At 69.0% G+C, this 22,315-nt stretch carries 24 protein-coding genes and 1 pseudogene; 13 read left to right on the top strand and 12 right to left on the bottom strand.

The features are described 5' to 3' along the window. The first annotated feature begins 14 nt into the window (after positions 1-14). A complete protein-coding gene (locus TTY48_RS08700) occupies positions 15-158 on the top strand; it encodes a hypothetical protein (protein ID WP_220657119.1) in 144 nt (47 codons plus the stop codon). A 7-nt stretch (positions 159-165) separates the two neighbouring features. Here TTY48_RS08700 and TTY48_RS08705 read toward each other — a convergent pair whose 3' ends face one another. Next, on the bottom strand, positions 166-795 hold the full coding sequence (locus TTY48_RS08705) for a TetR/AcrR family transcriptional regulator (RefSeq protein WP_220657120.1): 630 nt from the start codon (positions 793-795) through the stop codon (positions 166-168). A 96-nt stretch (positions 796-891) separates the two neighbouring features. Between TTY48_RS08705 and TTY48_RS08710 the strand changes: the two genes are divergently transcribed. The 3 genes from TTY48_RS08710 to TTY48_RS08720 are packed head-to-tail and all read left to right on the top strand — an operon-like array spanning position 892 to position 4,171. Beyond that, positions 892-1,785: an SDR family oxidoreductase gene (locus tag TTY48_RS08710; RefSeq protein ID WP_220657121.1), complete on the top strand. Its 894-nt coding sequence runs from the start codon at positions 892-894 to the stop codon at positions 1,783-1,785. After that, entirely contained in the window at positions 1,782-2,711 is a 930-nt protein-coding gene (locus tag TTY48_RS08715; protein ID WP_220657122.1) for a patatin-like phospholipase family protein, read from the top strand. The genes TTY48_RS08710 and TTY48_RS08715 overlap by 4 nt, the downstream gene beginning before the upstream one ends. Further along, the gene (locus tag TTY48_RS08720) at positions 2,708-4,171 is read left to right on the top strand and encodes an NAD(P)/FAD-dependent oxidoreductase (RefSeq protein WP_220657123.1); all 1,464 of its coding nucleotides are present in this window, start codon (positions 2,708-2,710) and stop codon (positions 4,169-4,171) included. The genes TTY48_RS08715 and TTY48_RS08720 overlap by 4 nt, the downstream gene beginning before the upstream one ends. Before the next feature lie 36 nt (positions 4,172-4,207). On the opposite strand, the gene TTY48_RS08725 is transcribed toward TTY48_RS08720, so the two are convergent. The 3 genes from TTY48_RS08725 to TTY48_RS08735 form a co-directional block, all read right to left on the bottom strand. Beyond that, positions 4,208-5,338: a hypothetical protein gene (locus TTY48_RS08725; protein ID WP_220657124.1), complete on the bottom strand. Its 1,131-nt coding sequence runs from the start codon at positions 5,336-5,338 to the stop codon at positions 4,208-4,210. A 114-nt stretch (positions 5,339-5,452) separates the two neighbouring features. After that, on the bottom strand, positions 5,453-5,662 hold the full coding sequence (locus TTY48_RS08730; protein ID WP_220657125.1) for a sigma factor-like helix-turn-helix DNA-binding protein: 210 nt from the start codon (positions 5,660-5,662) through the stop codon (positions 5,453-5,455). An 81-nt stretch (positions 5,663-5,743) separates the two neighbouring features. Further along, complete coding sequence (locus TTY48_RS08735) at positions 5,744-6,397, bottom strand: GNAT family N-acetyltransferase (protein ID WP_220657126.1); 654 nt, start codon at positions 6,395-6,397, stop codon at positions 5,744-5,746. A gap of 170 nt (positions 6,398-6,567) precedes the next feature. Between TTY48_RS08735 and TTY48_RS08740 the strand changes: the two are divergent. Then, a pseudogene (locus tag TTY48_RS08740) lies at positions 6,568-7,004 on the top strand (hypothetical protein). On the opposite strand, the gene TTY48_RS08745 reads toward TTY48_RS08740, so the two are convergent. The 4 genes from TTY48_RS08745 to TTY48_RS08760 form a co-directional block, all read right to left on the bottom strand. Continuing rightward, positions 7,005-7,985 (bottom strand): zinc-binding alcohol dehydrogenase family protein, encoded by a 981-nt coding sequence (locus tag TTY48_RS08745; RefSeq protein ID WP_220657127.1) that lies wholly within the window; start codon positions 7,983-7,985, stop codon positions 7,005-7,007. A gap of 62 nt (positions 7,986-8,047) precedes the next feature. Further along, entirely contained in the window at positions 8,048-8,647 is a 600-nt protein-coding gene (locus TTY48_RS08750; RefSeq protein WP_220657128.1) for a TetR/AcrR family transcriptional regulator, read from the bottom strand. Then, positions 8,640-9,170: a TspO/MBR family protein gene (locus tag TTY48_RS08755; RefSeq protein ID WP_220657129.1), complete on the bottom strand. Its 531-nt coding sequence runs from the start codon at positions 9,168-9,170 to the stop codon at positions 8,640-8,642. Before TTY48_RS08755 ends, TTY48_RS08750 begins: the two co-directional genes overlap by 8 nt. An 82-nt stretch (positions 9,171-9,252) precedes the next feature. After that, positions 9,253-9,888 (bottom strand): TetR/AcrR family transcriptional regulator, encoded by a 636-nt coding sequence (locus tag TTY48_RS08760; protein WP_220657130.1) that lies wholly within the window; start codon positions 9,886-9,888, stop codon positions 9,253-9,255. Between the two features lie 149 nt (positions 9,889-10,037). Here TTY48_RS08760 and TTY48_RS08765 point away from each other — a divergent pair, with 149 nt between their 5' ends. After that, positions 10,038-11,576, top strand: coding sequence for an MFS transporter (locus tag TTY48_RS08765; RefSeq protein ID WP_220657131.1), 1,539 nt, complete (start codon positions 10,038-10,040; stop codon positions 11,574-11,576). Here the strand turns inward: TTY48_RS08765 and TTY48_RS08770 are convergent. Together TTY48_RS08770 and TTY48_RS08775 are read right to left on the bottom strand one after the other, a co-directional pair. Continuing rightward, positions 11,573-12,370, bottom strand: a complete 798-nt coding sequence (locus tag TTY48_RS08770) for an ABC transporter permease (protein WP_220657132.1) — start codon at positions 12,368-12,370, stop codon at positions 11,573-11,575. The two genes, TTY48_RS08765 and TTY48_RS08770, sit on opposite strands and share 4 nt — an antisense overlap. Before the next feature lie 28 nt (positions 12,371-12,398). Continuing rightward, entirely contained in the window at positions 12,399-12,929 is a 531-nt protein-coding gene (locus TTY48_RS08775; protein ID WP_220657133.1) for a TetR/AcrR family transcriptional regulator, read from the bottom strand. Positions 12,930-13,254: 325 nt separating this feature from the next. On the opposite strand from TTY48_RS08775, the gene TTY48_RS08780 reads away from it, so the two are divergent. Genes TTY48_RS08780 through TTY48_RS08790 form a run of 3 tightly spaced genes read left to right on the top strand, consistent with a single transcriptional unit; the run spans position 13,255 to position 16,830 of the window. After that, complete coding sequence (locus TTY48_RS08780; RefSeq protein ID WP_255585592.1) at positions 13,255-14,355, top strand: zinc-binding dehydrogenase; 1,101 nt, start codon at positions 13,255-13,257, stop codon at positions 14,353-14,355. Then, on the top strand, positions 14,348-15,778 hold the full coding sequence (locus tag TTY48_RS08785) for an MFS transporter (protein ID WP_220657134.1): 1,431 nt from the start codon (positions 14,348-14,350) through the stop codon (positions 15,776-15,778). The genes TTY48_RS08780 and TTY48_RS08785 overlap by 8 nt, the downstream gene beginning before the upstream one ends. Before the next feature lie 38 nt (positions 15,779-15,816). Further along, positions 15,817-16,830: a 3-oxoacyl-[acyl-carrier-protein] synthase III C-terminal domain-containing protein gene (locus tag TTY48_RS08790; protein ID WP_220657135.1), complete on the top strand. Its 1,014-nt coding sequence runs from the start codon at positions 15,817-15,819 to the stop codon at positions 16,828-16,830. On the opposite strand, the gene TTY48_RS08795 is transcribed toward TTY48_RS08790, so the two are convergent. Continuing rightward, positions 16,827-17,735: a LysR family transcriptional regulator gene (locus tag TTY48_RS08795; protein ID WP_220657136.1), complete on the bottom strand. Its 909-nt coding sequence runs from the start codon at positions 17,733-17,735 to the stop codon at positions 16,827-16,829. The two genes, TTY48_RS08790 and TTY48_RS08795, sit on opposite strands and share 4 nt — an antisense overlap. A 130-nt stretch (positions 17,736-17,865) precedes the next feature. Between TTY48_RS08795 and TTY48_RS08800 the strand changes: the two genes are divergently transcribed. From TTY48_RS08800 to TTY48_RS08815, 4 genes are all read left to right on the top strand, one after another. Continuing rightward, positions 17,866-18,456: an NADPH-dependent F420 reductase gene (locus TTY48_RS08800; RefSeq protein WP_220657137.1), complete on the top strand. Its 591-nt coding sequence runs from the start codon at positions 17,866-17,868 to the stop codon at positions 18,454-18,456. 390 nt (positions 18,457-18,846) lie between these two features. Then, positions 18,847-19,980: a helix-turn-helix domain-containing protein gene (locus TTY48_RS08805; RefSeq protein WP_220657138.1), complete on the top strand. Its 1,134-nt coding sequence runs from the start codon at positions 18,847-18,849 to the stop codon at positions 19,978-19,980. Beyond that, positions 19,977-20,495, top strand: a complete 519-nt coding sequence (locus tag TTY48_RS08810) for a flavoprotein (RefSeq protein WP_220657139.1) — start codon at positions 19,977-19,979, stop codon at positions 20,493-20,495. Before TTY48_RS08805 ends, TTY48_RS08810 begins: the two co-directional genes overlap by 4 nt. Further along, on the top strand, positions 20,474-21,616 hold the full coding sequence (locus TTY48_RS08815) for an MFS transporter (RefSeq protein ID WP_220657140.1): 1,143 nt from the start codon (positions 20,474-20,476) through the stop codon (positions 21,614-21,616). The genes TTY48_RS08810 and TTY48_RS08815 overlap by 22 nt, the downstream gene beginning before the upstream one ends. A 120-nt stretch (positions 21,617-21,736) precedes the next feature. Here TTY48_RS08815 and TTY48_RS08820 read toward each other — a convergent pair whose 3' ends face one another. Then, complete coding sequence (locus TTY48_RS08820; RefSeq protein WP_220657141.1) at positions 21,737-22,228, bottom strand: hypothetical protein; 492 nt, start codon at positions 22,226-22,228, stop codon at positions 21,737-21,739. Positions 22,229-22,315 lie beyond the last annotated feature (87 nt).

Here is a 22,315-nt window from a genome sequence, read left to right on the forward strand (position 1 = left end):
AAGAGGTGACCGCCATGACCCCCGGTGATCGAGTGCAGCTCCGCGACGAGGCGCTGACCTACGGAACGGTGCTCCGGACCGAGAAGGACGCGGTCTCGGTGAAGCTCGACGACGGCCGCGCCGTCGCGGTCGACCGCGAGGATCTGGTGCTGCTGTAGTTCCGGGTCAGCGCACGCCCGCGGCGAGCAGGGTCAGGGTGCTGCGCATGGTGTCGATCACCGGCTCGGCGGACAGGGTGGGATCGACGGCGCGCTGGATGCCGAGCCCGATACCGGCGCTGAGCAGGAGATCCGCGGTGGCCTCCAGCTCGTAGAGTTCCGCCTCCGCCTCGGCCACGTCGATGTCCTCGTCGTCGGCGCCCAGCAGGCCGCGCAGCATGTCCACCACCGTGCGATGCGCGGCGGTGCGGAGTTCGACCACCATCTCCCGCAGCTTCGGATCGTTGCGGGAGACGGTCACGAACTCGAGTTCGAGCATCGTCCAGCCCACATCGCCCACGGTGCGCTCGACCCACTCGGCGAGGCCGTCGATGCGGTCCTGCAGATCGCCCGGACCGGTGATGAGCGCCGCCATCTCGGCGACCTTCTCCTCGTGCAGGTCCTGCAGCACCTCGCGGCACAGATTCGGCTTGTCGACGAAGTTCGAGTAGACGGCGCCCTTGGAGTAGCCGGCCCGATCGGCGATGTCGTCGAGGCTGGCCGCCGCGTAGCCCACGGCCAGGAATCGCTCGCGGGCGGCGATCAGCAGATCAGCACGGGTCTGCGCGCGTTGTTCCGCCCGGGTCAGCCTCGCCATGCGAAAAGGATAACGCCCTCCGGTATTCAAAAACCACCAGTATTCAGATACCGTGGGTTTTGAATGGTCCGTGCGGACCCGATGGAAGGACTCGCGATGGCGGCATGGAACGGCCTACTCCCGATCGGCGGCAAGCGCCGCCCCGACCTCAACGGTGCCGTGGTGGTGATCACCGGCGGCGCGCGCGGCATCGGCGCGGCCACGGCGCGGCTGTTCGCCCAGCAGGGGGCCACGGTGTGGATCGGTGATGTCGATGTCGAGGTGGCGGCCGAGACCGCCCGCGGCATCCCCGGCGCCCACGCCGGCCGCCTCGACGTGACCGACCGCGCATCCTGGACCGCCTTCCTCTCCGAGGTGACCGCGGAATCGGGCCCGGTGGACGTGCTCGTCAACAACGCGGGCGTGATGCCGCTCGGCCATTTCGAGACCGAGGCGGAGTCCACCACCGACCTGATCCTGGACGTGAACGTGCGCGGCATGCTCAACGGCATGCGCGCCACCATCCCGTCGATGGTGACCCGCGGCCGCGGCCACGTGGTGAACGTGGCGTCGATGGCCGGGATGATCCCGATCCCCGGCATGCTCACCTACAACGCCAGCAAGTTCGCCGCGCTCGGCGCCTCACTCGGGGCGCGCCGGGAGTACGACGGCACCGGCGTCGCGGTCTGCGCGATCCTGCCCGCCGCGGTGCGCACCGAGCTCTCCTCGGGCGCGCAGCTCGGCGGTGCCCTGCCCACGGTGGACCCCGAGGACGTCGCGGCCGCCGCCCTGGACACCCTGCGCACCCGCGCGGCCCGCACCTCGGTGCCGAAGTGGGTGGCACCGGGCTGGAGCCTGGTGGAGGCCTTCGTCCCCGAGCCGGTCGAGCGGCTCGCACGCAGGCTCGCCGGCGACCGCCGCGCGCTCGATGTGGACGGCTCGGCGCGCAAGGCCTACACCGACCGGATCGAGCGGCACGCCTCCGCACACGCCGAGGAGGCCACCCGATGAGCCGCGCCCTGGTGATCGGCTGCGGCGGCACCATCGGCGGCGCCTGGACCATGGCCGCCCTCGCCGCGCTGGCCGATCAGCTCGACTGGGATCCCCGTGAAGCCGCTGTGCTGCAGGGAACCTCGGCCGGCGCCGAGATCGTGACGATGCTCTCCGGCGGCTGTTCGCCGCACGATCTGGTGGCGATGCAGGAGGAGAGCACCGACGACCCGGTGCTGATCCGCCACCTCGCGGCGACCCCGGCACCGCTGCCCCGCATCCCCTTCTCGCTCCCCACCCAGCCGTCCACGCTGTGGAGCCGCACCGGTGGTCACGCGCCCCTCACGGGCATCGCGCCGCGCGGTCGCGGCGACGCGAGCTGGTTGCAGGAGCTCGCGGATTCGACGCTCGGCCCGGGTGCTCCGGTCCCCGACCGGGCGCGCCTCGTCGCCTACGAACCCGCGACCGGCGAGCGCGTGGCCTTCGGGGCGCCCGGCGCACCGTCGGCGACGGCGGGTGAGGCGCTGCGCGCGTCCTGGGCCATCCCCGCCTGGATGCCGCCGGTCACCATCGGCGGCCGCACCTTCGTGGACGGTGGCGCCGCCTCCACCGCCTCGCTCGATCTGGTGGGCCCCGACGATGCCGACGAGATCTACGCCATCGTCTCGATGGCCTCGGCGCCCGGCGTCCGCGGTCCCGGCCTGGGCGGACTGCTCGAACAGGCCGTGCTGCGCCGGCCCATGTCCACCGTCTTCTGGCGCGAGGTGGCGGTGGCCCGGGCCCGGGGGCAGAAGGTCACCGTGATCGCGCCCGACGGTGCCGATCTCGCCGGGCTCGGCGCGAACTTCATGGCGCGGGGCAAGCGGGCGCAGGCCTTCGCTTCCGCGCAGCGCACCGCACCCGAGGCCGTGCGGCGCGCACTGTCCGGCGAGGCGGTGACCCGGTGACCGAACCGCGCGTGGTGATCATCGGTGCCGGTGTCGCCGGCATCTCGGCGGCGCACGTGCTGCAGCAGCAGGGATTCACCGACTGGGTGGTGCTGGAGAAGGGCGCCGATGTGGGTGGCGTCTGGTACTGGAACCACTACCCCGGACTCACCTGTGATGTGCCCTCGCAGATCTATCAGTTCGCGTTCGCCCCGAAGCCCGACTGGGAACGCATCTGGGCCACCGGTCCCGATATCCAGCGCTACCACCGGGACGTGGTCGACGAGCTCGGCCTCAGCGATCGGATCCGGTGCAACACCGAGGTTCTCGCGGCGGAGTTCGACGACGCCACCGGTACCTGGGCGCTGACCCTGAACACCGGCGAGAGCATCACCGCCGACTTCGTGGTGTGCGCCACCGGTGTGCTGCAGAACCCCGCGATCCCCGACATCCCCGGACTCGCCGATTTCGACGGCACCGTGGTGCACACCGCACGCTGGGACGACGAGCTCGTCACGGACGGCAAGCGGATCGCCGTGATCGGCACCGGATCGACCGGGGTGCAGGTGGTCTCGGCGCTACAACCGGGGGCGCGGTCGGTGACGCACTTCGTGCGCTCGCCGCAGTGGGTGCTGTGGGCACCGATGCGGATCCCCCAGTTCGGCGCGATCACGGCGCTGTTCCAGCGCGCACCGAAGGCCCTCGACGCCGTGCACCGGGGCCTGCTCTGGGGCTCGGGCATCCTGGCCGACATCGTGACCACGCCCTCCTGGCGGCGCCGCGCGGTGCAGGCCTACGCCCGCCTCTCGCTCCGGGCACAGGTGCGCGACAAGGCACTCCGCTCACAGCTCACGCCCGATTTCGAGCCGCTGTGCAAGCGCCAGGTGGTCTCGGGCACCTACTACCGCGCCCTGCAACGCGAGAACGTGGAACTGGTGACCGAGGGCATCACCGCGATCACCGGCCAGGGCGTCCGGACCGCCGATGGACGGCTGCATCCGGCGGATGTCCTGGTGCTGGCCACCGGTTTCCGCGCCCACGACTACATGCGGCCGATGCAGGTGACCGGGCGTGAGGGAATCAAGCTCGACGATGCCTGGGCCGACGGTCCGCGCGCCTACCGGATGACCGCGATCCCCGGCTTCCCGAACCTGTTCACCGTGCTCGGCCCCAACTCGCCGACCGGCTCCATCTCCTTGCAGTTCTCCGCCGAGCTGACCGCGAAGTACATCGCGCAGTGGCTCGACCGTTTCCGGCGCGGCGAGATCGCGACGGTCGAGGTCACGGAGGAGGCGACCGCCGGCTTCAACCGGCAGGTGGCGGAGGCGATGGGCCCGACGGTGTGGAACACCGGGTGCAACTCCTGGTACTTCACCGAGGGCGGCAGCATCGATCTGTGGCCGTTCGACCGCGCGACCATGGTGGAGATGCTCAGCACCCCCGATGACCGCGACTTCCGGGTGGCCGCCAGGACGCCCTGACCTGCTCCGCACCTCGATGTGAGAACCGAGCCCGCGCTACTTCTCCCGGGCGAACTGGACGGGCAGCCACGGATCGGTGTTGTGCGCATCCGGGCGCGGGAATCCGTGTGAGGGCGTGGGGATCTCGCTGATCGCCCGGGCCAGATCGGCGAGCGGCGCCTCGGGGGCGCCTGCGGGAACGGGGGCACGGCGCATCCGCTGGTGCACCGCGAGCGCCACCAGGTAGGCGAGCGCCCCCGCCGAGCCGGCGGCGAACAGGGCCCAGGCCAGCCGCGTGGAATCATCGGTGGCGACGGCGGCCACCGGCTGCTCCGTATCGCGGGACTCCGCCTGCAGGCGGGTCTGGATCAGGGCGAGCTGATCGTCGATGGACTTGAGAGCGATGCCCAGTTGCTTGGTGCCGGTGGACAGATTGTTCATCGCCGCTTCGGCATCGGGCCGGGCGTGGGCGATCGTCGCGAGGCCGTCGTGCAGCCGGTGCGCGGCACTGCGCGCGGAGGCGAGCGCGCCCGCCGACCTGCCGGAGAGCGTGGTCAACGAGGTGAGCGAGCTCTTGAGCTGATCGACCGATTCGAGGGTCTTGAGACCGTCGGTGGCGGCGAGCACGTGGTCGAGCTGCTCCACCGTCTCGTGCGAACCCGGGGTCGGGTTCTCGACGAGCTGTTGACGCAGCCGGGTCGAACTCGACCGGACGGCCACCGAGAGACCGGAGACGCCCTGCACCTGGTCGAGGGTGTTCGCCCACGCCCCCGCCGATTCGGTGACCTCGTTGAGCGCCGCCTGGGTGGTGGCGGTCTCCTCGAGCCCCGCCACGACCTCCGCCGCACCGGCGCGGGCGGTGTCGACGCTGTCGAAGATCTGCGGCACCCCGGACATCGCCGCGGCGAGCCCGCTCGACGAGGAGGTGACGGCGTTTGACAACAGGCCGAAGATGACCCGCGAATCGTCGGCCGCCTTGAGCGCCACCCGGACGTTCTCATCGGTGCTCGCACCGGTCGTCTTCTGCGGCGAGGCAGCGGGCGCGGCCGGTGCGCGCAGGGCGTAGGTGGCGCCGCCGGCGGCGATCGCAACCATCACGGCGATCAAGGCCGTGCCCGACACAGCCCACGCCGCGCCGAGGGTCGAGGCGACCGCGGCGCGAAGTCGGGGGGTTCCTTCGCCAGGCACGGAGGCGATCATACGGAACAACGATTTCCCGTGCTGCACTGGCAGATTCCGCACTTTGTGTACACGTATGGAGTGAACAATCCGCCGTGCGCGCCTATCACATAGTGAATCGCGTCACCGGTCGGAGAAGTTCGCGCGCAACCGATCGAGCGCGCGATGCTGGTGCCATCGCACCTCCTCCTCGGTCAGCTGCAGGACCTCCGCACACCGGGTCACGCTGAGCCCGGCCACGATCCGCAGGAGCAGCACGGTGCGCAGTTCCCGGGGTAGGCGATCCACCGAGGCGCGCGCGTGCGAGGGCTCGGAAGGGTCTGGGCAGAGCATGCCGACGATGATGCTGCCGGCGTGCTGCGAGCACTCCTCAGTACCGTCACAGCTCGGTCCCAGCTCCGCCCCGAGATGCGGTCAGTCGCCGGAGCGGGCACCCGGTGCGGAGTACGCCGCGAGATCGTGCAGCGCGGCGCGGGTGGCAGGAGTGTTCTCGATGACCCAGATGTCGTGGTCGCGCGGCGCACCGTCGTACTCGCGCAGCGCCCGCCGGACGGCCCGGCGCTCCATCCCCACCGCCTCGAACATGCGGCACGGTCCGGGGTTGTTCCGGGCCACGGGGGCCACCACCCGATCCAATCGGTGCTCGGAAGCGAAGGCGGCCGCCACGAGGCTGGCGGTGGCCCACGGCATCACCGCATCGGGGAGGTCCGTCGCCCACACGCTGATTTCGCCGGAGGCCGTGACCGGATCCACCCCGCAGATCCCGACCTCGCCGACGATCCGCTCGTTCCCCCGCGGATCGCGCGCGACCACCACGTAGGTCAGCGACCTCCCCCGGCGGGAGAGGCCCGGCACCGGGCCGAAACGCTCCAACCACGCCGACCGCGTGTTCAAGGCGGACCAGAGCCGGTCCGGGCTGCCGAAGGCCGGGGCGAGCCTCCGCTCGTTCGCCATCCGGGTAGCGCGCCAGGAGCGGTAGTCGAGGAGCCGGGCCGGTCGCACGAGATACTCGTCCCCCGCCGCGCCGTCGGCCACGGAGGGGAGGCGCGATCCGAGAGTGCTTCTCATGAATGAACTATAGGTTCAATTCCGCGTCCACAGCCTGATCGGAACCTGTATATCTCATGACATTGCCTGGGCGAGACGGTCATTACGGCGCAAACCGGGACGTCTCGGACAGCCTGCGAGGACTCCTGCGATCATGGCAGTACCCACGCGCTCCCGGAAGGACGTCGACGATGCCGCAGCTCCAGGTAACCGCTCTGGGGATCGACACCCGCCTCACCCTGCTCGCCGCGGGCCTCGTCTTCCTCTGGGCCCTGGCCCTGGGGTGTGGAAGTACCACGGCATCATGACCTCGCCCGAACACCACGCCCACGTGTACGTGGACATCGCCCACCGGGCGGCACTGATGTACTCCTTCGCGCTGGCGCTCACCGCGGTCTTCGTCCAGCTCAGCGCCTGGCCGACGGTGGTGAACCTGGCCGCCTCCGCGGTGCTCACCTTCTTCTTCGTGGCCGCGATCGGGAGCTACTGCTGGCACGGATACCGCCGCGACACCGATAACCAGCTGGCGCCGCCCGCACCCGGGGTGCGCGGCTTCATGATCGCGCTCATCGGCGCCGAGATCGGCGCCTTCGCCGTGCTGCTGGCGGGTTTCGTCGCGGCCTGGTGATCAGGGCAGGACGACGCCCTTCCCGCCCACCGTTCCGGCCTCCATATCGCGGTGGGCCCGCACGATGTCGTCGATCCCGTAGACGGTGCCGACGGGGATCGTGGCGGTACCCGCTGCGACCGCATCGAGGAAGTCCTGGAGCACCGCGGCAGGGAGATCGGCCGAGCCGCCCGAGTACGCGGTGAGCCGGACGCCGTTGGGCAGCCAGTCCATCGGGTAGAAGTCGGGGATGGTCCACTGGTCGGAGAGCATGCCCGTGAAACACACGGTGCCGCCGGGCTTCACGGCCCGCAGGGTGTCCTTGAGAACGTCGGCTCCCACCAGTTCGACCGCACCGTCGACCCCGTCCCCGTGCAGTGCGCGGACCTGCTCGGCCACGGCACCGTCGTCGATGAGGACACCGTCGGCACCGAGTTCCTCGAGCCGGGCCCGGGCCTGTTCGCGCCGGGTGGTGGCGTACACCCGCAGGCCGTCGCGCTTGGCCAGCACGATCAGTGCCATGCCGATAGACGAGGTACCGCCGCGCACCAGCAGGCTCTGCCCGGGCGCCGCGCGCACACCCGTGTACAGCGATCCGTAGGCGGTCTGCAGCATCTCGGGCACGGCACCGAGCTGCTCCCACGGCAGCTCGCTGGCGAACGGGATCACCTGTCCGGCGGGCACCGCGACGTACTCGGCGTAGCCGCCGTCGAATTCGCGCCCCATCCCGCCCATCAGGGTGACCACCTGTGTTCCCTCCGCGAGCGCACCCGACGGATCGGCCGCCACCACGCCGGTCGCCTCGATGCCGGGTATCCGCGGGAAGGAGCCGTTCGTGGCCACCCCCTGCCGGAAATGCAGCTCGGATCGGTTCAGGCCGAAGGCCTTCACGCGGATCAGCACCTCACCGGCGGCCGGCTCCGGGGTCGGCCGGGTCCGCAGCTGCAGCACCTCCGGCGGGCCCGGCTCGTCGATCACGACGGCGCGCATGTCCTTGCTCATGGTGCAACTCCTCGCAGTCGGTCGACCCGGTCACGCAGCCCTTCGGGGCGGCGCTGACACCATCATGGCGCGGTCGCGACCGCGACGGTGCGGCGCAGCCGCCCTTCCAGGTAGCTCGACACGGTCTCGCGGACGCCCTGCGGTCGCATGGGGCGCACCACCACTTGGCCCACCACGATCCGCCACAGTCCCTGGACGGTGGCCCGGGCGTCGTCCTCGTCCAATCCCAGTTCCCGGGCGGCGATCAGCTGCTCGTCGAGCGAGCGCTCGGTGAAGTCGTCGCCGATCTCGCCGCTGAGCAGGGCGGACACCGCCCAGGAGTGCGCCGACAGATGTTCGGCGAGGGCGAGGGACAGCTGCACGATGCGATCGCGGGGATCGCGCGCAGGCTCCTCGGCCGCGGTCCGGTTCGCGCCGTGCGCGAGCATGAAACCCAGCAGATCCGTCTTCGAATCGAAGTAGTAGTAGATGCCCATGGGGCTGGTACCCAGGCGATCCGCGAGGTACCGCATGGACAGCCTGCCGAAGCCCTCGTCGGCGATGATGTCGATGGCGGTGGCGATGATGCTCTCGCGGCTCAGCCTCGGCGGACGCCCGCCCCGCCCCTTCGCCGCCGCGGCGTCCTCCGCCGGCGTCCTCCCGTTCCCGGCCGGCCTAGGCATTGAGCGACCAGACGGAGAAGTTCAGCGCCGTCGCGAACAGGATCCACGCGAGATAGGGCACAAGGAGAACGGCCGCGCGGCGGTCCCTGCGCCAGAACGCGGCGATCGTGGCCGCGACGAGAACGTCGAGGACCAGGATGTCCACCAGCGCCCACCCTCGTTGCTCGGCCCCGAAGAACAGCGGCGACCACGCGAGGTTCACCAGGAGCTGTGCGCCGTAGAGCTGGATGGCGCGATTGCCGAAGGTGGGCTCGGTGCGCCACACCAGCCAGGCCGCGACCGCCATGAGCAGGTAGAGCACGCCCCACGCGGGTCCGAACAGCCAGCTCGGCGGCGCCCACGAGGGCTGTGCGAGCCGGCCGTACTCCTGCGCGGCATCCGCCGACGCCGCCCCGCCGATCGCGGCGACCGCACCGACGCAGATCAGCGAGACCAGCAGCGCGATCGGTCTCGTCCCGCCGGAACCGGCCGCGGTCGTCGCGGCATCCTCCGGTGCCCACTCCCGGTTCTTCTGCTGCTGCATCGTCCACTCCTCGTCGCTCGTCGCCGACCCGGCGCAGTCGCCGTTGTCCTGTATTCGGCGCGAACCCCGGAATGGATGGGAGTCAGTGCGCGGGGAGCGGGAGTGTGCTGACGCGGGCCGCCTCGTCCGGGTCGATCCCGAGCATGACGAGCATCGATCGCGCCAGCTCGTCGGCGGAGGCCTCGTCGTCGCGCTCGGGATCGTCGACGAGCAACTGCCCCAGCATGAGAATCGACCCGGCCGTCGCGGCGAGCGCCAGCTCGGGATCGGCGACGGTGAACCGGCCCGCCTCGACCGCCTGCTCGATGTCCCGGCGGGGGCTGCGCATGAATTCGCCGGTGGTGCTCAGCATCGCGGTGCCGGTGCGCAGCAGGATCGCGCTCAGCTGCGGGAACCGACGGTGCATCCGCCCGATCAGCCGCAGGCTCGTGGCGAATCGCTCGACGGGGTCGGTGACCTCCGTCGTGAGGGCGTCGAGCCCGGCCACGATCTCCTGGGCGGCGGCCTCGGTCGCCGCGACGAAGAGTTCCTCCTTCGTGGCGAAGTGGTTGTAGAAGGAGCCGAGCCCCACATCGGCGAGCTCCGTGATGACGGAGACCGCGACATCGGGCCTCCCCTCGGACAGCAGCTGCTGACCCGCCGCCACCAGGGCCGCCCGGGTCTTGAGTTTGCGCTGCGCGAGGCGGCCGGTGGGCGCCTCCGGAACCACGTCGTTCATCGGCGCGACCTCCCTCTCGATCAAAAGTGATGGGAACGTCACTTCTGACATTCCGTGCGCTCAAGTCTTGCACACGCGGATCGAAGTATGTGATGATTTCTTCAGTTCTGATCTTGTCATCACTATGTGCGTCCCTCGAAGGAGTCCCCATGACCACCGATCCGTCCGCCCCCGGGCGCGTACAGGCGGGCCCGCGCCGCGGCACCGCCGGCGTCCTGTTCTCGATGTGCCTGTCGCTCGTCCTCGTGGTCGCCTCGGTCTCCGCGATCAACCTCGCGATGCCCGAGCTCGCGGTGAGCCTCGGCGCGAGCAACGCCCAGCTGACATGGATCGCGGACGCCTACACCGTGGCGCTCGCCGCCCTGGTCCTGCCGCTGGGCGCCCTCGGCGACCGGTACGGCAGGCGGAACGTGCTGATCGCCGGCACCGTCGTCTTCGCGATCGGCGCGCTGTTCGCCGGAATGTCCGACTCCGCCGGTGAACTGATCGTCTGGCGGGTGGTGATGGGACTCGGCGCGGCGATGATCATGCCCGGCACGCTCTCCACCATCACCGCCTCCTTCCCCGCCGAGCAGCGGGCCCGCGGCGTCGCGGTGTGGTCCGGGTTCGCCTCCGCCGGCGCCATCATCGGACTGGTCGGCGCCGGCGCCATGCTCGAGGTGTGGTCGTGGACGTCGATCTTCTACGTCAGCGCCGCGCTGGCCGTGGCCGCCGGTATCGCCGCGCTCCTGCTCTCCGAGAACACCAGCGACGAGGAGAAGCACCGTCCCGATCTCCTGGGCGCGCTGTTCACCACCGTCGGGATCGGCACCCTCGTCTTCGCGATCATCGAGGGCAACGAGAAGAGCTGGACCGAGCCGATCGTCATCGCCTCCCTCGCCGTCTGCGTCGTCTCGTTCGCGGGTTACGTCATCGCCGGGCTGCGCACGGAGCATCCGCTGCTCGACCCGCGCCTGTTCGGCATCTCGGGTTTCCGGGCGGGCGCCGTGGTGATCCTGGTGCAGTTCATGGCGCTGTTCGGATTCCTGTTCGTGGGTCTGCAGTACCTGCAGCTGATCGTCGAGTTCAGCCCCTTCATCAGCGCCGTCGCGCTGATTCCCGTTGCGCTCGTAGTGGTCCCGGTATCGCTGGCCACACCGAAGATCGTCGACCGGATCGGCCTCAACGTGACGATGGGGGTCGCGCTCGTGCTGCTCGCCGCGGGCTTCATGGCGATCTCCACGATGAACGCCGATTCGGGTTACCTGCCGTTCCTGGCCGGACTGCTGATCGCGGGCCTGGGAATCGGGTTGGCCAGCTCGACCGGGACCAGCGCCATCGTGGGCTCGCTACCGCTCGGCAAGCAGGGCGTGGCCTCGGCGATGAACGACACCACCCGCGAGGTCGGATCGGCGATCGGGATCGCCCTCATGGGCGCGGTGTACAGCTCCAACTACACCGCGAGCCTGCCGGACCTGTCGGGGCTCCCGGCCGACGCCGCCGAGGTGGCCCGCGAGTCCGCGGCGGGCGGGTTGGCCGTCGCCGCACAGCTCGGCGCCGCCGGGAACGGTCTGGCCGAAGCGGTGCGCACGGCCTTCATGGACGGACTCTCCGCGTCGATGGTCGTGGTCGCCGTCATCGTCGGTGTCGCAGCGGTGACCTCGTTCGTCTTCGCGCCGCGCACCCCCTCGGCCCCCGCGGAGGACTAGCCGGAATCCGCGGGTGGAGACGATGCGTCGGGCCGGAACTGTCCGTACCAGCCCTCGGCGACGTACCGGCACACCAGCAGTGCGGCGATCGACCCGCAGCAGAGGATCGCCACGAGAACCAGCAGCTGCATCGCGGCGGCCGCGGCCGGCGACGCCCCGCCCAGCATCATGCCCACGAAGGCGCCGGGGATCGAGACCAGACCGACGGTGCGGGTCTGGTCGAGATGCGGGATGATCGCTGCGCCGGCGCTGCGGCCGCACACCTCCCACCGGATGAACGGTGCCGGGAGTCCCAACGCCAGTCCTGCCTCCACCTCGCCCCAGCGCGCCGTGATCGCCTCGCGCGCATGGCGTCCCGCCAGCCCCGCGGCCGCCATCGCGCCACCCATCACGATCCCGGCGATGGGGATGATCGCGATGCCGCGCAGCGGAATCACCCCCAGCGCCAACAACACCCCCACGACCACCAGCGCGGGTACGGCGACCGCGGTGGCCGTCAGCGCGGCGTCGCGCGGCCGCGGGCGCCGTCCGACGATCCGTGCGGCCGCGGTGTACGACGAGACCGCGGCGATCACGGCGATGAACGCCGCGCTCAGCGCGAGACTGTCCATGATCGCGGCGACCAGCAGGCCCAGCAGGATCAACTGGACCGTCGCCCGGACGACCGCCCACCCGATCCGACTCCCGTACCCGGTGCGCCCGATGTACGCCACCGCGATCGCCGTGACCGCGAGGAGGATCAGAACCACCGCGAGCGCGGGCCCCACCGCCACCACCGGTGATTCGCCTACCACGGGCTGCAGCGTTCCACGGCGTTGCCGGCTACTGCGCGGTTTTCGGAGCCTGCGCGACAGCGCTGTCCGCGGTGATCCGCGAGATGAGCCACTCGGGGTCGGTGGCGGGATCGTCCAGGGCGCGGCGCCGCAGGATGCAGTCGAGGATGTGGCCGTCGACCGCCGCGATCAGCGAAACGGAGATCTCCTCGGAAAGCCCGCGCTCGACGAACATCCGCACCAGGCGCTCGCGTCCGCGCACCAGCTCCGCCGACAGCGCCGGGTCATGGAACGAGGCGACCACGAACTCGTACCGCGCGCGGGTCAGCGCCACGTTCGGACCCAGCAGCCGGCGGACCTGGTCCACCGGGCTCTCGCCGATCTGCGGCAGATCGAGATCGAGCATGTGTCGCAACATCGCGACCACCAGCCCCTGCTTGTTCGTGAAGTAGTGCCTCGCGGTGCCGTGCGGCACGCCCGCCTCATCCTCGGCGCCACGCAGCGACCACTCGCGGAAACCCACCCTGGCCAGCAATTCCAGCCCTGCATGGAGCAGGTGCTTGCGGGTCTCGAACTCCATGCGGGCAACTTATCGTGCCGTCCGGCCTCCAGATGGAGAACGGGCTGCTCCACACTCGTGTCGTCATCTCCGGCAGGGAATGAGCAGACGCACCCGCGGCCCGCGAGGAGGACCGGACACCACTGCGCGCCCCGCATCGTTCGCCTCTGTGAACACTTGTTTCTTGCATACCGGCAGGTCAACGCTGCCAACCGTTAGTAATGTGAAACATCTCACTTCCCTGATTCCTTGACGCCGGCTCCCCCGCGACGTCTACTCGGCAGTGTTCACATTTGTGGACGCGGCGGAGTTCTCCGCAGCCTCGGGCTCGAAGGAAAGGGCAAGCATGTCGTCACTGATCGAATCCCCCAGCGCCACACCGCACCGCACCCCCACGGGCGAGATGTTCGGATACCAACTCGACGCGCCAGGAAGCCTCTCGTTCCGCAGCCTTCCCGTCCCCAGCACACCGGAAGACGGTGTACTGATGCGCACGATCGCCACCTCGATCTGCTCCACCGACATCTCGTTCTACGAGGGGAATCTGTTTCCTCAGCAGTATCCGGTGACCCTCGGGCACGAGTACCTCGGCCGCGTCGTCGAGGTCGGGCGGCGACTGTCCGGAATCAGCGTCGGCGAGCGCATCGTCTACTGGGGCCAGTCGGACTTCGGCGGACTCGCTCAATACCAGACTCTGCGTCCAGTTTTCGCGCGTCAGTCGCTGCGCGACCACTTCTTCGCCGAGCGCGACTTCATGGACGACGCTCGGGCCGCCGCCGTAGTCGTGCCCGACGAGATCGGAGACGATCACGCCTCGCTCATCGAACCGGTGACCGGTGCGCTCCGATCCATCCTCCGCAACCCGCCGGAGGTCGGTGATCGGGTGCTGGTCCTCGGCGCGGGCCCCATCGGCATCATCGCCGGCGCGATCTTCGCGGCGCTGTACGCAACGTCGGGCGTGGACGCCACGGACGCCGTCCCTGCGCGCACGGCGCAGGCCTCGCACTTCTTCGCGGACAACGCGTACCTGCCGGACGAACTCGCGGCCGTTCCGGAGAGCACCTACGACTACGTCTTCGATTGCCTCCCGCCGCTCAACGTCGCGGACCCGGCGGCCTGCCCGCGGCGCAATGCCATGCTCGCGCTCAAGCCCGGCGGTAGGTACGTGCTCTACGGTGCATCACAGACCCGGCAGTTGCTCGACACCTGGCTGATGCTGTCGAAGGGACTCCGGATCGTCTCGGCATCGTTCGACGTCCGCTCGTACCCGATGCACATGACGGCCCTGGTGATCGACAAGGCCATGGAACTCATCCGCCGCGGCATCGTTCCCGCCGCAGAGATGGTGACCCAGCGTGTCCCGTTCACGGACGCCGCCGCCGTGGAAGGTGTCTTCGCGAACTACCGCGGGACTCCTCACCTCAAGACCGTGATTCATCATGAGTGAGGTACTCACTCGGGCCGGCCGGCGGATCGCGGGGGCGCGGGGAACACCCGCTGCGGTGCTCGCCGTAGCGTGCACGTGTCAGTTCATCATCGCGATCGACTACAACATCGTCTTCGTCGCACTGCCCACCATCGGCTCCGAGTTGAACATCGGTAGCAGTGGCCTGCAATGGGTCGTCACCGCGTACACCGTCGCTGTCGGCGGCGTCCTCATCCTGGGCGGGCGCCTGTCGGATCGGGTCGGCTCCCGTCGCATCCTCATGGCGGGAATGGCGTTGTACGGACTCGGTTGCCTGATCAGCGCCGTCGGCGCCGACGCCTTCCTCCTGATCCTGGGCCGCTTCGTCCAGGGGACGGGCGCGGGACTCGCCACACCCGCCTCCCTCGCCCTGATCTACGCGGCGTTCAGCGATCCCGCCGAACGCCACCGAGCGCTCGGCGGTTGGGGCGCAGCCACCGCGATCGGCCTGGCAGCGGGGTCCGCGCTCGGTGGTGTGCTCACCGGGCTCCTGGGGTGGCCGTCGGTGTTCTGGGTCAACACCGTTTTCGCCGTGCTGGCGATCGCGCTGGCCGCCGCGCTCCTGCCCCCGGATGCCCTCGCGCGGTGGAACGACTTCGATGTCTTCGGCGCGATCCTCGCGACGATCGGCTCCGTTCTGATCATCTACTCCCTCGCATCGATCCCCGAAGCCGGCTTCTTCTCACTCGCGGGAGGTGGGGCGCTCGTCGCCGGGATCGTCGTGGGTGCCGTCTGGTTGCGGTGGGAGCGATCCGCCCGTTCTCCCCTGTTCCCCCCGCGGGCAGCGCGCGATCGCGGATTCCTGGGCGTCGCGATCGCGCTGATGGCCGCCCAGGGGATGCTCGGCGCCGGCTACTACGAGTACACCGAGTACCTGCAGGATCGACTCGGTTGGGGCGCGGTCTCGGCCGGCCTCGGCTTCCTGCCCCTCGCGGTCGTGTCGATAGTTCTCTCACGCAGGGCCGTTCCCGGTGCCCTGAACCGCTTCGGACCCGCTCGAGTGGTGACCGCCTGCTTCACGGGCTCGGCGCTGGCCTTCCTCGCACTCAGCGTCGCGTACGCCGCCGGCGCAGGTTTCGCGATCGTCCTCAGCATCATGCTGGTGTGGGCCGTGGCCTGCGCCTACCTCTTCCCCGCCGCGATGGCGCTTCTCGGCCACCTACCGATCTCGTCCGAACTGCCGGGCGTCATCTCGGCCGCGGGCTCGTCGGCGCGGCAGATCGGCGCCGGCATCGGGCTCGCGCTCGCGGTCATCGCATCGCGGCTCGTCGACGGAACGGGCTTCAGCGGGACCGCGGCCGCGTGCGCCACGATCGCGGCGATCTGCCTCGTCGGATTGGCGGGAGCGGTCGTCGCCGAGCGAGCCGCGCGCACCACACCCCAGACCGTCGGGATCGGCGGCTGAAACCGTCGGCCACCTACCGCCAGAGAGCGAGGAACGCCATGTACTCGAACATCGTCATCAAGTCGACCGGCGCCGTGATCGGAGAGCTCATCCCGATGGACCAGGCGGTGCAGGCCGGGCTCTACTCGGCGAAGGAGGCCGATGCGGACGGCTACGAATCCCTCGCCGTATCCCATCGCGCCCCTGTCGATTCCGCGATCGCGGCCGCGCGTCTGGCACTCGCCAAGATCGACCCTGCCGAGGAGAACTTCACCTACGTCTCGCACTCCTCGACCGCGTACCAAGGTCTGGACTACTGGTCGCCGACGCCCTACATCCAGGCCGAGACGGTCGGCGGCCAGGCGTCTCCCCTGGAGATCAAGCAGAACTGCAACGGCGCCATGTCCGCGATCCACCTGTTGTCGCGCGTCTTGACGGCCTCGGACCATCCGGAGTCCGCACTCATCACCGCGGCCGATCGCTACGCCCTCCCGGACTTCGACCGGTACAACTCGGACAAGGGCCTCCCGCGCGGAGACGGCGCTGTGGCACTCGTCCTATCGAACTCCGGCACCGGGGTCGCCCGCGTGCTGTCCACCTGCGCCATCGGGGACGTCGGCCACGAACGTATGTACCGCGGCACGTCCGAGTGGGGCGATCAGAGCTGGGCGCACGGAAGACCGGTCGACCTCCGTATCCGGTTGAAGGAGTACTTCAGCACCGGCGCGGACCGCGACGACATCGTCCGCGTGCTGGACCGCGGCATGGAGCGGGTGATCACCACGCTCCTGGCCGACGCCGGCTGCAAGGCAGGTGATATCGAGAGATTCGTGTTCTCCAACTCGGGTAACACACTTGTCGATTGGAACTCGCGTCGGGAGAAGTTCGGAATCACCCGTGAGCGCACGACCTGGCCCGCGGGTCGGAAGCTCGGGCACATGGGGGCAGCGGATCAGATCGAGGGCCTCAATCGCCTCCTCGACGACGGTGATGTCATCAGTGGTGATCTCGTCATGCTGATCGGAATCGGGGGCGGGTTCAGTTTCAGCGGCGTCCTCGTCGAAATCGCCTAGATCTCATCCGCTCCGGCGGGACGCCTCTCCACCCTCGAGCGGCGGCACGCGTCCAGGATCACCTGGTGACGCGGAGAATCGCGCTTGGCGGTCACCAGGAAAGCAGCCAGCGTGATCGGCTTCGCCAGTCGCGAGCTCACGATGCCCTCATAGCCCTGCGTCGCCTCGAACTCCTGGTACATCACCGTCCACGTGTTGTGCGCATGCGCGACCATCTCGGCGAAGGTCACCTCGGGCGACGTGAACGGAATCCCTCGCCGCGGAGTCAGGCCCTCCGCCGCCATGGCGCCGAGCAGGGTGGCGTGAAGTGCCGGGTTGCCGTCCTCGGGTCCCAGTGCCACCGGGTACTCGGCGAGATCGCGGAGCTCGAGCTCATCACGCCCCGCCAGCGGATGGCTCGCCGCGAGGGCGACCTCCATTCTGTCGTTCCACACATGGTGTGCCGCAACGGCGCTGTTGCGCACCCGCCCCCGGACCAGGGCCGCGTCCAGCTCTCCCGCATCGACCATCCTGCACCGCTCGGCCGGTGCTGCGTACACCGTGGTCGTCGAGTAACCCGATTCGGCGAGGCGCCGAAGGATGCTCGGCAATCGCCGCCCCATCCCCAGCCCGACTCCGATGCGCAGTCGGTGGTCGCTGTCGCTACTCGACTCGGCGAGGAACGGGAGCTCATCGCAGTCCTCGACGATGCGACGGATGTGCGGCATGAGACGCGATCCGTGCTCCGTCACGGTGATCGATCGTCGGCTGCGGTCGAACAGCTCGACTCCCAGCTCCCGTTCGAGTCTCCGGATCTGTTCACTCACCACGGACTGCTGAACGTGAAGCCTGGCGGCGGCTCTGCCGAAGTGCATCTCGTCGGAGACCGCGAGGAAGTACCGCAACTGTCTCAGTTCGAGCGACATCGCTTCCTCCCGCGGGTGATCCCACTCATCTTGGACCGCGAAGACTGATTTCGCGATTCGAGCCTCGATCCCGGCGTCCATCACCCGCATCGTGGGAAGCGTCCCCATCCGAACAGACAGGAGCACGACCATGGCACAGATCACGATCGTCGGAACCGGCAGCGTCGGCGGGCCCCTCGCCACCACCGCCACCCGGACCGGACACGAGACCACAAGTATCACGCGCGCCACGGACGCCAGCGAGGCGCTGGGCGTCCTCAAAACGGCCGACCTCGTCTTCCTCGCTCTCCCTTATGAGGCGGCCCTCGACCTTCCCGTCGACTGGAAGGACGCGCTGGCCGACAAGGTCGTCGTCGACGTCACCAACCCGCTCAAGCCCGACTTCTCAGGCCTCACCCTGGGTTTCGACGTCTCCGGTGCCGAACGAGTGGCTGCCGCGCTTCCGAAGAGCTCGGTCGTCAAGGCGCTCAACGCCGTCCTGGCGCCCAACCACGACCCCTCCGCATATCCCGCCGACTCCGTCTTCGTTCCGGTCGCTTCGGACGACGATGCCGCGAAGGCCACGGTGATCGCCGTCCTCGCCTCCCTCGGATTCGCGCCCATCGACGCCGGGCCGCTGGCCAACGCGCGCTACATCGAGCCGCTCGCCGAGCTTCTGGTTCAGTTGGCCTACTTCCAGAACAACGGCACGCAGATCGCCCTGTCGCTGCTGCGGGCCTGACCCGGGGAGCCGGCGGCGCGCTCGGCGGCGCCGGCGGCGCGACGGCTCCGGACGGTGCATGATCGTCCGGCTCACCGGCCGGACGAGCGCTCGTGACCCGTGTGCCCCATTCCGGCACACGGGTCACACCGGCCGTCGGCCGGACGCGCTGTCACCAGGCCATCGGCGGCGAAGAGCGCCCTCCCGGCACCCCGCGCAACCGATCACCACGACTCTAGAAGCGCGGCCGGGCGCCGAGACACACGATTCGTGTGCCTCGTCCCGGGCGCGCTCACCGAGCGCGCACGGCCGAGTGGCTGGAAGATGGCGTCGACGGTGCGGTGGCGGGGCGCGGACACCGAGGGACCTGCCGCCGTCGGAACGAGTCGATAGGACGGGGCGGAGGCGATCATGGAGTCCGACACTCTGGGGGACCGGATCAAGTCGTGGCGTCTGCGACGCGGCATGTCGCAACAGGACCTCGCCGACCGGATGTCCCGCTCGAAGTCCTGGATCCAGAAACTCGAGGGCAGCGAACGACACAGCGACCCGAGGCTGAGCGTCCTCCGTGAGGTCTCGCAGGCCTTGGGCGTCTCCCTCCCCGTCCTCATGGGCAGCCGGCACGACCGTGACGAGGCTCCCGGGCGGAGCCTGCGCGAGATCGATGAGAGGGTGGCGTGCGCCCCCTTGTCGACTCCGATGGACGCCGACCTCGCCCCGATTCGCAAGCAGGTGCGATGGGCGCACCACGCCTACGCGAACGCGCAGTACGTGCAGCTGGCCGCAGCGTTGCCCGACCTGATCACGGCCGTCCACGAGGCGAGAGGTGCCTCGGCACTGAAGTCCGACGTCTATCGGCTGGTCACCTACACCGCGTTCAAGCACGGCGCGATCCACCTCGCCGGCAGGGCGGCGGACAGATCGCTGGAATCGGCCACCGATCGGGAGTCGAAGCTGCTGGCGGTGGAGGCGTACGCCCTCGCGTTCTCGCGGATTCCCGAATCGGCCGCAGCTGCAGCCGCACTCGTCACCGCTGTGAGCGAGCGGTGGCGGGATCTGGATTCGAGCCCGCTCTACGGGGCGGCCCTCCTCCAAGGTGCGGTGGCGGCCGCTGCGGCCACGGACGGCCACCGCGCCCTGGCGCTCCTCGCGCGTGCCGAATCGACGGCCGAGCAGCAGAACGGAGCCGACAGCGGTGGCACCGGTTTCGGCGCCACCAACGTGCGACTGCACTACGTGGACGTCTACGCCCGGCTGGGGAAGTACGGCAAGAGTCGCGATCTCGCTCAGAGTCTGCTGGATTCCCCCGCGCTCAAGGAACTCTCGCGCGAGCGCCAGGCCCATTTCCGGCTCGACCTCGCGCTCCTCATCGCGAACGATCAGCCGGCGTCGGCCTGCGCTCATCTGCTGGAGGTGTCGCGCACCGCACCGGCCCAGCTGCTCCACCCCGACGCCACGAACCTGATGCGCACGTTGATGAATGCCGGTCCCGTATCCGGCGACTTCGAGCGACTGTGCACCACCATCTTAGGATCGGAAACATGAACCGACCGACCCTGTATCTGATCGGCTGCGCCTCACCACCCGTTCTCCAGATGCACGAATGGGTCGACCGTGCACACGGTGCCGGATGGCGGCCGTGCGTCATCCTGAGCGAGGCCGCGAGTTCGTGGTTGACCGCAGACCAGGTGCGTCACCTGACGGAGGCCACCGGATACCCGATCCGTTCGGTTCCCCGGACACCGTCGGACCCTGATCCCCTGCCTCCGGCCGAGGCCGCCATCGGGGTTCCCGTCACCTTCTCCACCTTCAACAAGATCGCCATGGGACTGACCGACACCATCCCGGCGGGAAAGATCTGCGAACTGGCCGGGTCGGGTGTGCCCGTCGTTCTGATCCCCCGGTTCCATGAGGCCAACCTGTCCCACCCGCAACTACCACTGAGCAGGAAAGCCCTGGCCGCCATGCAGATACGAGTGGCACCCACCGAGAACGCCGACGACCCCGCCTTCGATCGCGAATTCGACACGGCGTTGACATGGTTGCGCGCATCGCTCTGATCGTCGCGCTCGGTTCCTTCACCTTCGGGTACGACCTGGGATCGACCGCGACGGCCCTCGGGCACCTGGCCAAGCAATGGAATCTCAGCGCAGCCGAATTCGGGTTCACGACTGCGGTACTGCCCGCCGCCGCAACGATATCCGCACTCGCTGCGGGCGAGTTGGCGGACCGCGTGACCCCGACGAGGGCGATCGCCGTATCGAACCTGACATTGATTGCGGGGTCGGTCGCGTCCGCGCTGGCACCGACCTTTCAGGTCATGATCGGCGCGCGTCTGCTCCTGGGCGTGGGAATCGGTGCCATGGCCACTCTCACGCCGCTGTACCTCCGCCTGCTGGCTCCCACCGGGGAGACCGGGCGGTATACCGCTCTCCACCAAGCGATGATCGCCGCCGGATACGCGGGCGCCAGCGCGGCCACGATCGTCGCGGGTGCCGACAACACCTTCCTGGTGCTGCTCCTGGGAGGGCTCGCGCCAGTGATCATCCTGCTCAACGTCCGAGCGATCGCCGCGAGGTTGCCCGCGATCCGGACGACCGCATCGTCGAGCGACTCGGGGGCAGTGCGCTGGAGTGCGGTCGTGGTCGCCGTCCTGCAACAACTCACCGGCATCAGCGCGCTCGTGTACTACGCGCCGACGGTGCTCCAAGAGGTGGGCGCGACGGAGACGACGGCAACCCTCCTCCTGCTCGGCATCAGCACGCTGAGCGTGGCGTCCTGCGTCGCAGCGGGACATCTCGCGGATCGCTACGGGCGGGTGCCGCTGCTCCAAGCCGGCGCGATCTCACTGGCGATCTCGATGACGGTGATCGGGCTGGCCTTCCAGTTCCACTCACTCCCGAGCCTCGCGGCAGCCACCGGCGTGGTCCTGATCGTCTTCCCCGCCACCTGGGGCGCACTCGCGTGGACCGCCATCACCGATCTCGCTCCGGCGGACCGCCCCGGCCGGACGATCGGCGCCGCGACGACGGCGAACTGGGTGACGACCGCGCTCCTGTCCTGGATCGCACCGTTCATCATCGCTGCGCGGTCGCCCGTACCCACCTGGTCGTTCATCTGCTTCGGAGTGATGTCGGTGTTCGCGGGGCTCTGGATCCGCAGGGCGCTGTCCCGGGGCTGAGCTTGGCAGCCCCATCCGGGGCTAGAGCTTGTTGCACCGCGCGGCCTCAGTCCCGATGACCAACCTCATTACATAAGGCTTTTCAGAAAATCTCGCGGAGACTACTTCATTCCCGCTCTACTAGACTGCTGATACCAATTCGCTAAAGTTCTCTGGAATTGGGTCTCCGGAGCGGAGTCCTAGATCTTTCATCACCCGCAACGCTTTTGCGCAGTAGATCAGATATTCAGCCGTGGAGACGGTGTGATTCGCCCGGTCGCTGGGGTTCTCCAGGCCTGAAACAAACTGAGGAGGATTAACGGGAACACACTCCGATTCCCCTATCGAGGATCGATCATTCGAGTTCAGCCATGCGTTAAATGAAGATGCATCAACAGCATTTAGCATCGCCTCGCTCGGAAGTAGGCGCACAAACGACGCGAGATCGACAGTTTGATCATTTCCCATCGTAGAAGGATCAAAGATCCAAACCGGTGAGTTAGCGGCACCACCTTCGCCGGCATCGACCCAGTACTGCACACCGCGCCAGTCTCCTGCAATGACCCTGGCCTGCTTACCTAGGATTGCACTGATGATGCTAGACAGTGTGCTTGCAGCGTTGGCGTCGTACACTTGCATCGCTCCACTTCCGATTGACACGAAAGCGTCACCGCTAGACGAGTCTCCTGATTCAACGGTAGCCATTAAGTCGGGCCTTTC

The sequence above is a fragment of the Tsukamurella sp. TY48 genome, from assembly GCF_019656655.1.
In the GTDB taxonomy this organism is placed as follows: domain Bacteria; phylum Actinomycetota; class Actinomycetes; order Mycobacteriales; family Mycobacteriaceae; genus Tsukamurella; species Tsukamurella strandjordii.

Excerpts from the sequence above, each read along its gene's own strand:
- TTY48_RS08700 (WP_220657119.1), top strand. The coding sequence starts at position 15 with ATGACCCCCGGTGATCGAGTGCAGCTCCGCGACGAGGCGCTGACCTAC.
- TTY48_RS08705 (WP_220657120.1), bottom strand. The coding sequence starts at position 795 with ATGGCGAGGCTGACCCGGGCGGAACAACGCGCGCAGACCCGTGCTGAT.
- TTY48_RS08710 (WP_220657121.1), top strand. The coding sequence starts at position 892 with ATGGCGGCATGGAACGGCCTACTCCCGATCGGCGGCAAGCGCCGCCCC.
- TTY48_RS08715 (WP_220657122.1), top strand. The coding sequence starts at position 1,782 with ATGAGCCGCGCCCTGGTGATCGGCTGCGGCGGCACCATCGGCGGCGCC.
- TTY48_RS08730 (WP_220657125.1), bottom strand. The coding sequence starts at position 5,662 with ATGCTCTGCCCAGACCCTTCCGAGCCCTCGCACGCGCGCGCCTCGGTG.
- TTY48_RS08735 (WP_220657126.1), bottom strand. The coding sequence starts at position 6,397 with ATGAGAAGCACTCTCGGATCGCGCCTCCCCTCCGTGGCCGACGGCGCG.
- TTY48_RS08745 (WP_220657127.1), bottom strand. The coding sequence starts at position 7,985 with ATGAGCAAGGACATGCGCGCCGTCGTGATCGACGAGCCGGGCCCGCCG.
- TTY48_RS08750 (WP_220657128.1), bottom strand. The coding sequence starts at position 8,647 with ATGCCTAGGCCGGCCGGGAACGGGAGGACGCCGGCGGAGGACGCCGCG.
- TTY48_RS08755 (WP_220657129.1), bottom strand. The coding sequence starts at position 9,170 with ATGCAGCAGCAGAAGAACCGGGAGTGGGCACCGGAGGATGCCGCGACG.
- TTY48_RS08760 (WP_220657130.1), bottom strand. The coding sequence starts at position 9,888 with ATGAACGACGTGGTTCCGGAGGCGCCCACCGGCCGCCTCGCGCAGCGC.
- TTY48_RS08765 (WP_220657131.1), top strand. The coding sequence starts at position 10,038 with ATGACCACCGATCCGTCCGCCCCCGGGCGCGTACAGGCGGGCCCGCGC.
- TTY48_RS08775 (WP_220657133.1), bottom strand. The coding sequence starts at position 12,929 with ATGGAGTTCGAGACCCGCAAGCACCTGCTCCATGCAGGGCTGGAATTG.
- TTY48_RS08780 (WP_255585592.1), top strand. The coding sequence starts at position 13,255 with ATGTCGTCACTGATCGAATCCCCCAGCGCCACACCGCACCGCACCCCC.
- TTY48_RS08785 (WP_220657134.1), top strand. The coding sequence starts at position 14,348 with ATGAGTGAGGTACTCACTCGGGCCGGCCGGCGGATCGCGGGGGCGCGG.
- TTY48_RS08790 (WP_220657135.1), top strand. The coding sequence starts at position 15,817 with ATGTACTCGAACATCGTCATCAAGTCGACCGGCGCCGTGATCGGAGAG.
- TTY48_RS08795 (WP_220657136.1), bottom strand. The coding sequence starts at position 17,735 with ATGTCGCTCGAACTGAGACAGTTGCGGTACTTCCTCGCGGTCTCCGAC.
- TTY48_RS08800 (WP_220657137.1), top strand. The coding sequence starts at position 17,866 with ATGGCACAGATCACGATCGTCGGAACCGGCAGCGTCGGCGGGCCCCTC.
- TTY48_RS08805 (WP_220657138.1), top strand. The coding sequence starts at position 18,847 with ATGGAGTCCGACACTCTGGGGGACCGGATCAAGTCGTGGCGTCTGCGA.
- TTY48_RS08810 (WP_220657139.1), top strand. The coding sequence starts at position 19,977 with ATGAACCGACCGACCCTGTATCTGATCGGCTGCGCCTCACCACCCGTT.
- TTY48_RS08815 (WP_220657140.1), top strand. The coding sequence starts at position 20,474 with ATGGTTGCGCGCATCGCTCTGATCGTCGCGCTCGGTTCCTTCACCTTC.